The sequence below is a fragment of the Rhizobium sp. CF080 genome (assembly GCF_000282095.2).
Classification (GTDB): Bacteria; Pseudomonadota; Alphaproteobacteria; order Rhizobiales; family Rhizobiaceae; genus Neorhizobium.
Genome location: NZ_AKKC02000004.1, coordinates 1,837,314 through 1,849,387 on the forward strand (window position 1 = coordinate 1,837,314; position 12,074 = coordinate 1,849,387).

12 protein-coding genes and 2 pseudogenes are annotated in these 12,074 nt (G+C 59.5%); 9 read left to right on the top strand and 5 right to left on the bottom strand.

What is annotated here, in order from left to right; all coding sequences use genetic code 11:
- Positions 1 to 10: 10 nt before the first annotated feature.
- On the bottom strand, positions 11 to 943 hold the full coding sequence (locus PMI07_RS15360; RefSeq protein ID WP_007773242.1) for an NAD(P)-dependent oxidoreductase: 933 nt from the start codon (positions 941 to 943) through the stop codon (positions 11 to 13).
- Positions 944 to 1,298: 355 nt separating this feature from the next.
- Between PMI07_RS15360 and PMI07_RS15365 the strand changes: the two genes are divergently transcribed.
- The 7 genes from PMI07_RS15365 (at position 1,299) to PMI07_RS15395 (ending at position 6,886) form a co-directional block, all read left to right on the top strand.
- A complete protein-coding gene (locus PMI07_RS15365) occupies positions 1,299 to 1,640 on the top strand; it encodes a carboxymuconolactone decarboxylase family protein (RefSeq protein WP_007773244.1) in 342 nt (113 codons plus the stop codon).
- A 79-nt stretch (positions 1,641 to 1,719) separates the two neighbouring features.
- Positions 1,720 to 2,010, top strand: a complete 291-nt coding sequence (locus tag PMI07_RS15370; RefSeq protein ID WP_007773245.1) for a YciI-like protein — start codon at positions 1,720 to 1,722, stop codon at positions 2,008 to 2,010.
- 73 nt (positions 2,011 to 2,083) lie between these two features.
- Positions 2,084 to 2,602, top strand: coding sequence for a tripartite tricarboxylate transporter TctB family protein (locus PMI07_RS15375; protein WP_007773246.1), 519 nt, complete (start codon positions 2,084 to 2,086; stop codon positions 2,600 to 2,602).
- Complete coding sequence (locus PMI07_RS15380) at positions 2,595 to 4,112, top strand: tripartite tricarboxylate transporter permease (protein ID WP_007773247.1); 1,518 nt, start codon at positions 2,595 to 2,597, stop codon at positions 4,110 to 4,112. The genes PMI07_RS15375 and PMI07_RS15380 overlap by 8 nt, the downstream gene beginning before the upstream one ends.
- 27 nt (positions 4,113 to 4,139) lie before the next feature.
- Complete coding sequence (locus PMI07_RS15385; protein ID WP_007773249.1) at positions 4,140 to 5,123, top strand: tripartite tricarboxylate transporter substrate binding protein; 984 nt, start codon at positions 4,140 to 4,142, stop codon at positions 5,121 to 5,123.
- A 59-nt stretch (positions 5,124 to 5,182) separates the two neighbouring features.
- Positions 5,183 to 6,079 carry an MBL fold metallo-hydrolase gene (locus tag PMI07_RS15390; RefSeq protein ID WP_007773251.1) on the top strand — a complete coding sequence of 299 codons (897 nt, stop codon included), beginning with the start codon at positions 5,183 to 5,185 and terminating at the stop codon, positions 6,077 to 6,079.
- 27 nt (positions 6,080 to 6,106) lie between these two features.
- A complete protein-coding gene (locus tag PMI07_RS15395) occupies positions 6,107 to 6,886 on the top strand; it encodes a sulfite exporter TauE/SafE family protein (protein ID WP_155956528.1) in 780 nt (259 codons plus the stop codon).
- Positions 6,887 to 6,895: 9 nt separating this feature from the next.
- On the opposite strand, the gene PMI07_RS15400 is transcribed toward PMI07_RS15395, so the two are convergent.
- On the bottom strand, positions 6,896 to 8,221 hold the full coding sequence (locus PMI07_RS15400; RefSeq protein ID WP_007773255.1) for a CapA family protein: 1,326 nt from the start codon (positions 8,219 to 8,221) through the stop codon (positions 6,896 to 6,898).
- A 147-nt stretch (positions 8,222 to 8,368) separates the two neighbouring features.
- On the bottom strand, positions 8,369 to 9,175 hold the full coding sequence (locus PMI07_RS15405; RefSeq protein ID WP_007773257.1) for a shikimate dehydrogenase: 807 nt from the start codon (positions 9,173 to 9,175) through the stop codon (positions 8,369 to 8,371).
- Positions 9,176 to 9,618: 443 nt separating this feature from the next.
- Between PMI07_RS15405 and PMI07_RS15410 the strand changes: the two genes are divergently transcribed.
- Positions 9,619 to 10,494 (top strand): Tn3 family transposase, encoded by an 876-nt coding sequence (locus tag PMI07_RS15410; protein WP_280949771.1) that lies wholly within the window; start codon positions 9,619 to 9,621, stop codon positions 10,492 to 10,494.
- 129 nt (positions 10,495 to 10,623) lie between these two features.
- Here PMI07_RS15410 and PMI07_RS34120 read toward each other — a convergent pair.
- Positions 10,624 to 10,968 (bottom strand): annotated as a pseudogene (locus PMI07_RS34120) (adenylate/guanylate cyclase domain-containing protein); the annotation flags it as partial.
- 131 nt (positions 10,969 to 11,099) lie between these two features.
- Complete coding sequence (locus PMI07_RS35980) at positions 11,100 to 11,228, bottom strand: hypothetical protein (RefSeq protein ID WP_280949767.1); 129 nt, start codon at positions 11,226 to 11,228, stop codon at positions 11,100 to 11,102.
- Between the two features lie 219 nt (positions 11,229 to 11,447).
- Between PMI07_RS35980 and PMI07_RS15425 the strand changes: the two are divergent.
- Positions 11,448 to 11,879: pseudogene (locus PMI07_RS15425) on the top strand (C45 family autoproteolytic acyltransferase/hydolase); the annotation flags it as partial.
- Positions 11,880 to 12,074 lie beyond the last annotated feature (195 nt).

Sequence of the window (12,074 nt, forward strand, 5' to 3'; positions counted from 1 at the left end):
GCCGTTTCCATCAATACCCGCGCGTGTATTCGACAACCCCGGTTACCGGGTTGCCGGCAAGGTAGTCGTCGAGATTTTTGGCAAGGTAGCGCGCGAGGCGCTTATCGGCGTCTTCCGATCCACCGGAGACATGCGCTGTCAGGCGAATACGCGGGTGGCTGTAGAAGGGATGGCCTTCAGGCGGTGGTTCGGGCATCGTCACATCGAGCGTCGCCGCGCTGATCCTGCCGCCGTCGATCGCTGCGACCAGCGCTTCGTCGTCGATCAGAATGCCGCGCGCCACGTTGATGACATGCAGTCCGGGCTTGGCGTTTGCAAAGCGTTCGGCGTTGAAGATCCGCTCGGTTTGCGGCGTCTGCGGCATGGCGATGACCAGATGGTCGCTGAGCGCCATCAGCCCGTCGAGATCGGCGATACTTTCGACGCCGACCATGTCGATCTTGGAGGACCGGGTCAAGGCGACGACCTTCATGCCGAGAGCAAGTGCCAACCGCGCCGCCTCGGTGCCGATGGCACCAAAGCCAGCAATCCCGAGCGTTTTGCCGCTGACCGCGCCGAGCATGGTGGGCTGCCATCCTGCGCGATCGGTAACACGCTGGTCCCAGAACTGCTTTTCATGGGCAAATATCGCCCCGATGACATATTCACCGATCATCGGCGCCTGCACGCCGCGACCGCGTGTGATCAGCGGAACCTCATAGGCCCACACCGGAAACGTATCGACGCCCGCCGAACCAACCTGGATCCATTTCAGGTTGAACGGCCAGCCGGCAGGCTTTTCCTTAGGCGCATGCCGCCACTGGGTCTGGAAGGTGAAGAGCGCTTCCGCTTCCAAAGGCACCTCCCAGGCGGCTCCCGTCAAGGCAATGACTTCAGGCCGGGCGTGATGGCTTGCAAGATACTCGTTCTGCACCGGAGGCAGGCTGCTGGCGATCTTTATCAAGGCGTGAATTCCTCCGTTTTATGCGATTTTCTGCACCATAGAAAATTTTGCAGCAGGCGCAACACGTAAAGTTTGTTTTCATAATTTTCACTACTGTTTGCAGGTAGTGACACGAACAACGACGTGTAAATCATGCTGAAATCCGCCGAAAATGGCGATATTCCTCGGTTAAGCAATGAATCTTTCAAACCATAATTTTCATATATTTCAAAGTTTTTAATTGACAATTCGTGAAATTACGTGATTTTCAAGCTACCTCAAGGCATTCGGGTTTGCGCGTTGGCTCAGAGCGTCCCGCTCGCGTTTACGGACCCCGTTACATTCACAAAACCGTTTGGAGATCGGAAACTTTAAAATGCTGGACTGGATGGGATATCGCGGCGAAGTCAAAAGTCGTGTGGGCGATTTGCGTACGCTCGTGCCGGAAGTCATGAAGGGTTATGGTGCGCTCGCCATGGCGGGAGAGAAATCGAAGCACCTCGACGCCAAGACCCGCGAAATGATCGCGCTCGCGGTCGCAGTCACGACCCGTTGCGATGGATGCATTGCCAGCCACGTAGAAGCCGCGATCTCGCTTGGTGCAACGAAGGAAGAAATCGCCGAAGCGCTTGGCGTCGCGATCGCGCTGAATGCCGGCGCAGCGCTCGTCTATTCTGCACGCACCCTCGACGCATTCGACAACATGAGCGCGAAATAGCAGCAAAGGCATGCTTCCGGATGAATTACGGAAGCGTGCTTTCGTCTAGGAAGGCCAAGGGAAACAAGGAAAACGGCGCATGCTTTTGGCAATTCTGTGTGTGGACAAGCCGGACCATCTCGACCTTCGCATGGAGACTCGTCCGGCCCATGTGGAATTTCTGAATGGCCTGAACGACAAGGGCATTCTGAAGATGGCCGGCCCCTTCCTCGACGCGGAAGGAAAACCATGCGGCACGCTCGCGATTTTTGAAGCCGCATCGAGCGAGGCCGTCGGAGCGCTTGCCGAAGCCGATCCCTATGCCAAAGCCGGCCTTTTCGCATCCGTTGAAATCCGCCCCTACAATTGGGTCTTCAACAGCCCGGCATGATGTACTCGCCAGCGGCCGCGATCGAGGCGGACCGCCCTGCGAGCCAATGAGAAGTGATGTCTGGGAGGACATGATGGAGATACAAAACCGCCCCGTGGGAGGGGATTCTGGTCACGATACCAGCTACCTGCCGCTTGGCGCGAGCTGCACCATTGTCGGCATTGGCGCGATCCTGATTGCAAGGGGGTACGAGTACGGGACGCTCACTGCCATGGGGCCTGGTTTCGTTCCGACATTGATAGCCGCGCTGTTGACCTTCTTCGGCGTCGTCATTCTGGCGTTTCGCGGCGGGGATGTCGCGGCGCAAGAGAAGGACGAACAGGAAAACGGCGCAGGTTACAGGTTCGGCGGCGTCGTTCGGGTCCTTCTGATGATCCTCGGATCGATCATCGTTTTTGGCTTCGGGCTGAGGGTTCTGGGGCTGGCAATCAGCACCTTCATTCTCGTTTTCCTGGCGAGCTACGCCCGCCGAGACGCCGAACTGCTGCCAACCCTCCTGCTCGCCGCCTGTCTTTCGGCGTTTGCCTGCGTGCTTTTCGTGGTGCTGCTCGGCGTCAATGTTTCCATCTTTCCGGGATTTTCCGATGCTTGACCTCGCGACCACATTTGGCGGCGTCGTTCATGGCTTCGGCGTCGCGTTCGAACCGACCAACCTACTTTTCGCCTTTCTCGGCTGCATGGTCGGCACGCTCGTCGGCGTTCTGCCGGGCCTTGGACCCACAGCGACGATCGCCGTTCTCCTGCCGCTGACATACGGACTTCCGCCGGTTACCGGGCTTATCACGCTCGCCGGCATCTACTACGGCGCGCAATATGGCGGCTCGACCACATCGATCCTGCTGCGCCTTCCCGGCGAAGCCTCGTCAGTCGTCACCGCGCTCGACGGCTATGGCATGACCAAGAATGGGCGGGGTGGCGCAGCGCTTGCCATCGCTGCGGTCGGCTCGTTTTTCGCAGGGACTGTGGGCACGCTGTTCATCGCGCTCTTCGGCCCGATGCTTGCGACCATCGTGCTGAAATTCGGCGCTCCGGAGTATTTCATGCTCATGGTCCTCGGCCTGATCGCCTCCGTTGTACTTGCTCGGGGGTCAGTGCCCCGTGCCATGGCGATGATCATGCTTGGCCTGCTTCTCGGAATGGTCGGCACAGATCTCAATTCCGGGCAATATCGTTATACATTCGGCAGCAACGAGCTTCTGAACGGCATCCCCTTCGTGCCTCTCGTCGTCGGCCTCTTCGGTGTCGCAGATATCCTCGGTGCGTTGGAAAACCAGGTAAAGGAAAAGATCCCGCCAGCCATTGGCAAGATCACCAGCCTCTGGCCGACGAGGGAAGAAGTGCGCGAGTCGGTGCCTGCCGCCGCCCGTGGCACGCTGATCGGCCTGTTCCTCGGCCTTCTGCCCGGCGGCGGGGCGCTGATGAGTTCGTTCGTTGCCTATTCTGTCGAAAAACGCTTTTCCAAGACGCCGGAAAAATTCGGAAATGGCGCGCCGGCTGGGGTCGCCGCGCCGGAATCGGCCAACAATGCAGGGGCGCAGACGGCTTTCCTGCCGCTCCTGACGCTCGGCCTGCCGTCGAATGCGGTCATGGCACTGATGAGCGGCGCGATGCTGGTGCAGGGCATCGTGCCCGGCCCGCGCATCATGACCTCGCAGCCCGATCTCTTCTGGGGACTGATCGCATCCATGTGGATCGGAAACCTGATGCTGGTCATCATCAACCTGCCGCTCGTCGGCATCTGGGTGCAGATGCTGAAGATCCGCTATCACATCTTGTATCCCCTGATCCTGGTCGTCAGCATCGTCGGCGTGTTCGGGGTCGATTTCTCCATCTTCGACGTCTACCTGACGGCGGCATTCGGCTTGCTTGGCTACTTGATGAACAAATGGCGTTGCGAACCGGCGCCGCTCATTCTGGCCTTTGTGCTCGGTCCGATGATGGAACAGTATTTCCGGCGTTCGCTTCTCGTGGCGCGCGGCGATCTCGGCATCTTCATCGAGCGCCCGATCAGCCTGGTCATGATGATCATAACCGTGGCGCTGCTTATCAGCATCGCACTTCCCTTCTTCCGGTCTTTCCGGAAAGAGGCGTTTGTCGAATAACAATAGGGTAAAGGAGGACCCCAATCCATGTTTAACCAACTCAACCGACGGAATTTCATGACGCTTGCGGCCGGCACAGCGCTTGCCGCAACCGTTCCGATGCGCGGCTTTGCACAGTCGACCTACCCGCAAAAGGATATCACCTACCTGATCCCCTATAACCCCGGCGGTCTCAGCGACAACATCTCCCGTCTTGTCGGCGCTGAACTGACCAAGGCGACCGGCAAGAATGTCATCAATGACTACCGTCCGGGCGCCGGTGGCGCGATCGCGGCCAATTATTATGTCGGTACGAAGCCTGACGGCTACACGATCATGCAGTCAACCAACAGCTTCTACGCCATCATCCCGAAGATGACCAAAGTGGAATTCAATCCTGATACCGATCTTACGCCGCTGGTCCTGATCGGCGATGCACCAATGGTCATCGCCGCGCACCCGGCTGTTCCGGCCAAGACATTGAAGGAACTGATCGACTACGCCAAGAAGAACCCGGGCAAGCTTTCCTATGGTTCGTCCGGTCGCGGCACCGTCGGCCATCTGTGCGGCGAATGGCTCAAGGCGAAGGCCGGCGCCGACATGCTCCATATCCCGTATAACGGCACGCCGGAAGCGATGCAGGCCTGCATTTCCGGCGAGGTCCAGATCATGTTCGGTCCCGAATCCGCGCCACAGATTCAGGCTGGCGCGCTCAAGGGCATCGCCATCATGGGCGACCAGCGCTGGAGCGTCATGCCTGACCTGCCCACTACCGTCGAAAGCGGCATTCCCGGTTGGGCGCCGCGCAGCTGGCATACCGTGACGGTCCTGTCCAAGACCCCGGACGACATCAAGAAAAAGCTGAGCGATACGATCAACGGCTTCCTGAAGACCGACGAGGTGAAGAAGAAGATCGTCAACTTCGGCCTGATCGGCGGGATTGAGGATCTCGCAGGCGTGCGCAAGCGCGCCAATGACGACGCTGCCGAATTCGGCAAGTTGATTGCCGAAGCCGGCATCGGCCTCAAATAAGGATCGCATGGATAGAAGCGTCGCCGCATACGGCGGCGCTTCCACTAAAGGAAAACGCCATGGCCGATTCCAGCCTCTTTTTGCCCGACCTTTCTTCCCGCACGGATGTTACGCCGTTCTTCGATCAGCAGACAAACACGTTCAGCTATGTCGTCAAGGACCCGCAATCGCCCGCCTGTGCCGTCATCGACACGGTGATGGACATCGACTACGCTGCGGGCCGCATCAGTTACAAAGGCGCCGACGCCATCATTCGTCATGTCGAGGCGGCCGGACTGACAGTCGAATGGCTGATCGAGACGCATGTCCATGCCGATCATCTCTCCGCCGCGCCTTATATACAGGAGCGGACCGGCGGCAAACTCGGTATCGGTGCCAATATCGTCCAGGTGCAGGAGATCTTTGGCAAGATCTTCAACGAGGGCACGGAGTTCCAGCGCGACGGATCGCAGTTCGATCGCCTGTTCCGGGAGGGTGATAGCTACACGATTGGTTCGCTGCGCGGCCACGTCATGGAGACGCCCGGCCATACGCCGGCCTGCACCAGTCACATCATCGGCGACGCAATCTTCGTCGGCGACACGCTTTTCATGCCGGATAGCGGCACGGCGCGCGCCGACTTTCCCGGCGGCGATGCACGCATGCTCTATCGCTCGATCCAGCGACTGCTGGCGCTTCCGGACGAAATCCGCGTCTACGTCTGCCATGACTATGGCCCGAATGGCCGCAAGGTCCTGTTCCAGACCACAGTGGGCGAGGAGCGCGAGCACAATATTCACGTCGGCCGAAATTCCAACGAGGACGATTTCGTCACCTGGCGCCTGCAGCGCGATGCAAGCCTGGCAATGCCTAAGCTTATCATTCCGTCCTTGCAGGCGAACATGAAAGGCGGTCAGCTCCCCTTGCCGCAGGACGGCGGGCGCCGGTTCTTCAAAGTTCCGATCAATGGGCTGTAGTTTCACAAAGTCCGGTCGCGTCCCGTGCTGACCGAAACCGTACTTGCCATCGTCTCGGGCGGCTTCGTCGGCTTCATCCTTGGGCTTCTCGGCGGCGGCGGCTCGATTCTCGCCACGCCGCTGCTGCTTTACGCCGTCGGCACCGAGCCGCATGTAGCAATCGGTACCGGCGCGTTCGCCGTCTCGGTCAACGCCTATCTCAACCTCTTCAATCACGCCCGCAAGGGTCATATCTGGTGGAAATGCGCCGGATTTTTCGCCGTTTTCGGCTGTCTTGGCGCACTGGCCGGCTCCACGATCGGGAAATCGATCGACAGCAGCAAGCTACTTTTCCTGTTCGGTCTGATGATGATGGTGGTTGGAGCTCTGATGCTGCGATCCGGCAAGCGGGTCGTCAATCATATGCGCCACGAAAGCGTCCAGACCCATTCCAAGACGCTCGCCATCGGCTTCCTGACCGGCCTCACGTCCGGCTTCTTCGGGATCGGTGGCGGCTTCCTCATCGTACCGGGCCTGATTCTCGCGACCGGCATGCCGACCATCAGCGCCGTTGGCTCGTCGCTGCTTGCCGTCGGCACGTTCGGCCTGACGACGGCCTTGAACTATGCCGCATCGGGGCTGGTGGACTGGTGGATCGCCAGCGAATTTATCGTCGGCGGCATTGCCGGCGGGATTGGCGGGATGATCGCCTCCACTTCGCTCTCGAACGGCAAGGATGTGCTGCACCGCTATTTCGCGGCACTGGTTTTTCTGGTCGCCATCTACATCCTGTACCGCAGCGGCAGCGAATTGCTCACCGCCGCCTGACCGGATATCTCAGCCCGCGGAAACCGCGATGGAGCCGTCACTCTCGTCAAATACGATCCTCGTGCCGTAGGTCTCGCTCATCGACGCCACGTCGGCTGCTATCTCGCGCGCAAGCTCCAGGCTTGCGCAGGCGGGCAGGCCACGATCCGATGGCCGCCGACGGTTGAGGTCGAGATCAAGCGCCACCAGCCGAATACGGACTTCGTCCTCTTCGAAGTCGCAGACGGCGATCGCCGATTTCGAGAAACGCGAGTCAGCGTTGAATCCCTTCGGCTTGCCGTTCTCGTCCCGGGCGCGCGAGCCATGCAGATGCGATGGCAGGTTTTCGCGGGTGAAGCCGTAGGTCTCGTACATTTCCGGCGTCATGCGCTGCATGCCGGCTTCGAATTCCATCAGCAGGCTGCCGAGCGAATAGAAGATCGGCTTGCCCTTGTAGATCTCGATGCCGCGCAGCATGTGTGGCCCGTGGCCAATGACCGCCGTCGCACCGGCATCGATCGCCCTGCGGGAAAACTCTTCTAGGAACGGTGCCGGCCGCGGCGAATACCAGTTTTCCTCCGTGCCCTCATGGGCGTGCAGGCTTAGAAACACATAGTCTGAACGCGCGGCCGCGTCGCGAACGTTTTCGAGGATCGCCTTGGCGTCCTTCTCGTTAGCGTAATAGCGGATATGCGCCGTCTCGCCGCGCTCGAACTGCAATTGCCCCTCGAAAACCGAGCCGAAGGGCAGGCGGTTCGGGCCATGATCGGGCATGACCTCAACTTCCATGACCTCCTTGCGGCTAGCCGCCATGCCGAGCAATTCGTCGATCGCCTGGATTTGGTGAAATTCCTTTTCAGGCAACACATAGGCTCGCCCCCAGCGCAGCGGATTGAGGCCTGCCCGCGGCGATATACCGGCACCCGGCGAACTAGCCGCGAATTCCGCCGAGCGGGTGGTGCTCGTCGATATCAGCGAGATGCGACCCTTCGCGGTATCGAGGAATTGCGCCATCCGCGCCTCCTCGAGGCTACGTCCGATACCGCTATGGATGACGCCCCTCTCCTCGCAGGCTTCGATCGTGTCGATGACCCCCTGGTGCCCGAAATCGCCGGTGTGATTGTTGGCGAACGAAAGCAGATTGACGCCGATCGAGGTCAGCTCGTCGACCGCCTGAATGCCGACCGCAGTCATGAAGCGGCGCGGCGCCGGCGGCGTACCATAGTTGGGGCAGATAAACTCCGCATTCGCAAACACAGCGTCGGCGGCTTCGAACTCCTCGAGAAGCTTTTCATCCAGTCGTTCGGCGAGATTCCCGCCCGAAAACAACGCATCGCCACCCGCAATAAGACGCATTGGCCCATTCTCCTCCGTTTCGACACAGGCGGGCGACCGGAGCCGTTGTCCGTCGCCTGAAGCCTATCTGTCTTAGGCGGTACGAGCCTCATGTCAACAAAAGAAACGCTCTAAATGATGAAACACGCGAAACAAATGAAACACGCGTCAGCAGTGCGAATTCGGTCGGAAGCCCCAGAAATCCAGTTGGATGGGGATCTGGGCAAGGGTCATCTCTTCGCCCAGTTGAATCTTGTGACCTTGTGATCGCGCCGCCTCAAGCCAGGGCGCTATTGACGGCTTCGTCACCACGTCGGCGACAATCCTGACACCCTGCAGCCGTTCGAGCGCGACCGGAAAAGGATCGCCCTCGCGCATGCCAAGGGTGGAGGCATTGATGACCAGATTGACGGCCTGTCCTTCAGGCCAAACGTCCAGAAGTTCAAGCTGCGGAAAGCTCCGGGCGAGACTGGAAGCGGCCGCAGCCCTGCGCGCCGGATCGATCTCGATTATCACCAGGGAGGCGACGCCCGCTTCGCCAAGCGCGTGCAAGATCGCCAGGCCGGCGCCGCCGGCCCCGACGACAGCCGCACGGGCGCCGTGCAGTGAGACGCCATTGTTGGTCAACGCCTTCGTCATGGCGATACCATCGACCATATCGCCAAGCAGCCGCCCGTCGCTCGACCGGCGCACGATGTTGACCGCGCCAATCGCGCGCGCCCTTTCAGTCAACGCATCGACATGCCGAGCCACCAGCTGCTTGTGCGGCACGGTGACGGAAAGGCCAATGCAGTTCCGGATACCCCTGACCGAAGCCAGCAGGGTTGGCACCTGCTCGCTGTACACATCCATCGGAAAGATGATTGCCTCCACCTGGTTTGCGGCAAACCACTCGTTGATCGGCTCCGGCGACCTGACCTGCGTGACAGGGTGACCAAGCAGCGCGACGAAACTGGATTTTCCTGAAATGACCATGACAATTCCAACTATAACTTGGGTGGTGATGAAGGTGGGCCGTGATCCCGCAATCAGCGAGGAATCAGTTCAGTTTGAATTGCTGCCGGGCATTCAAATAATAAAACCTGTCCGTTTCGCCTGCGCGCGCCCCAGGGCGCCGCCTCTTCCCGCATGTTCAGCCAGCCCAGATAATCGATGGAAATCCGCGAGGGAGAGGGAATTCCACCCCAAACGCCCCTTTTTTGGATCCCACGCTGGACTACGGAAACACCCTCCGACGGCTTATCTGAGCCAGGACCAATTTATGTCAACAAGAATTTTCAGAAATAAATGAAAATTTCGAACCCGGAACGTACTCGTTCGATGGTTTCCCTGCTTGCCCGCTCGGCGTCGAAAACCTCCACGGTCCGCTTCGACGACAGGCCTATTATCTCGGTAGTTCGGGCGAAGCTGGCGGCACAATCAATGGACACTATGGCCGTGATCCAATCGTGAAAATCTACACCACGATCACCGATCGTTGTGCGCCGCTTCATCAGAGGGTCATCGCGGGCACCGCCGGCGAAGCCATTCATGCGTTGGACGGCATTCTTGGCCATGAAAGCAATGTGAGTGTCAGCGCACTTCATGTCGATGGCGGCGTCTCTGGCATCGACTTTACAATCGCAGCGCTGCTGGGCCGCTCGTTCGAACCTCGTATTCCACGCCTGTCGGACCGCAAACTCTATGCATTCGAGCCGAAGTCGAGGTACGGGCGCCTCGCGCCTTTGTTTGGCCATCGCCTCTACGCTCGCCTGATTGTCGCTCACGCCGATGAAATCGGCAAGGTAGTCCGGGCACTCGCCGACAAGGTGCTCACACCTTCTCTTATCTTGAAGAAGCTGTCCGCCTACCGGCAACAGAGCGGTCTGGCAGCGGCCTTGCGTGAAATCGGGCGTATCAAGCGCGCCCTCTTCACCCTAAGGTGGTTTGAGTATCCCGCTCTCCGGCAACTCGTCACCGCAGAACTCAACAAGGGCGAAGCACGAAACACCCTTGCCCGCGCCGTCGCCTTCCGTCGTTTGGAGCGCTTTCGGGACCGTAGCTATGAAAATCAGGCGAGCCGGGCTGCAGCCCTCAATCTCGTCACGGCCGCCGTAGTTCTCTTGAATTGCCGCTATCTCGGACGGATCACGGAGGCTTCGCGCCGACAGGGCAGGCCGTTCGATGAGAAGATGATTTCCAACCTGTCGCCGTTGGGCTGGGATCACATCAATTTTACCGGCGATTATGTGTGGTCCGACGCTCTGAAGGTCGATCAGGAGGGCTTCCTCCCGATCAGGTTGGCACCATCCTGAGCCGAAAATCGCCTACCGTATATCTGGGTCCCAACAATGTGCTGGGGCCATTCCGACCTGGGCGGTGCTTCCACGCAGGCGTCAGACAAGACCACTGCCGAGGCGAGATGCCGCCATCGAAAATGCGGGTTAGTTCCTCAGGCGTTGGGCGACGTTCACCGCATCCCCGATGACCGTGTACTCCATCCGGTGTTGCCCGAGGGCGCCGACAAACGCCTGGCCGCAATGAACGCCAATGCCGGCATCGACCGGGCTTCGCCCCTCCCTTTCTCGTTTTTTGCGCCAGCGAATGATCTCGCGCTTAAGATCGTGGGCTGCTGCATCCGTATTCGCAGCATCTCGATCGCTGGGAGCGGTCAACCCAAACACGGCCAACAGCCCATCGCCGGTGAACTTGTCGATCACACCGCCGTGGCGTGCAACGACGAGTTCAGCGTGGGTGCGAAACGATATTAAAAGCCTTGCGACCCGTTCAGGTTCGAGCGTCTGCGAAGGTCAAACCATGATAGTTTTCAGATCTCGAAAGACAGCTATTTTTCGAATGATGGCGTCATCTGGCTGGCCAGCATCAGGTGGCGGCGCATAAGCGTCGCCGCCGGATCGCCTCATGAAAGAAACGGTTTGCCGGAAGCTGCGGCGATCCCTTCATGGAAGGCGGCATTCACTTCGTAGTGGAGAATGCCGTAAGCCGGCGTCCAGGCAGCGGCGAGGATTTCCTTATGACGCCGGCACATGGCCTCAAACCAACGGGCGGCAATCGAAAGCTTGGCTCGAGAATGCCAGCCGGTTCGATAACCATGCGAAACCGGTAGCTCTCCATACGAACATCGGCATTCCAGACCGTCATGAAACGCCAACGTAGCCGGGCTTACGCTGTACCATGTCGAGATCCGCGAGCGACTTAAGCGCGCTCCGGACGCTCGAACGGGCCACCGCATACCGCTGCATTAGCTCGGATTCGGAACTATCGCCAATTCGGGGTGCCGCTGGCTCTGATCCGCCGCGAGGTGCTGGAACAGAAGCAGCTCGCGGTTGCCATGAAGACGGTCTATGCGACACAGAAATCCGCCTCCAACAACATCATCGTCAGCCATGCCAATGGCGTCGCGATCAATTTCGAATGCGCGCCGGAGGAGACGTTCCAGATTCTGCCTGAAGACGGGCTGATCGTGCACGCGACCCATTTCCAGAGCTCGGTGGCGCTCACCAAGCTGCTCGACAAGGGCGTCGCCAACATACCGGACTCGCTCTATCGCGATATTCGCGTCCGCGATCTGCTGAAGCCTCATCTGGGCGTGATCACGCCGGACATCGTCAAGACCGCTCTCTTCGACGATTTCGAGGATCCCTCTTCCGTCTGCCGGCCGCCGCGTCCGTCGCTCTGAGGCAACAACCAGTCAGCCACCGTCGCGATGATCGTCATGGAGCCGGAGCTCGGAATGATGGACCTGGCCATGCTGCCGGCCTTAAACAGGGAGTTTACTCGCTACCAGCTGGCAATGACGAATACGAAGCCGACAGCAATTTCGGGATATGGACAAGCCGCAGAATAGAGCGAAGATCGACCTCGCTCGCCAAAT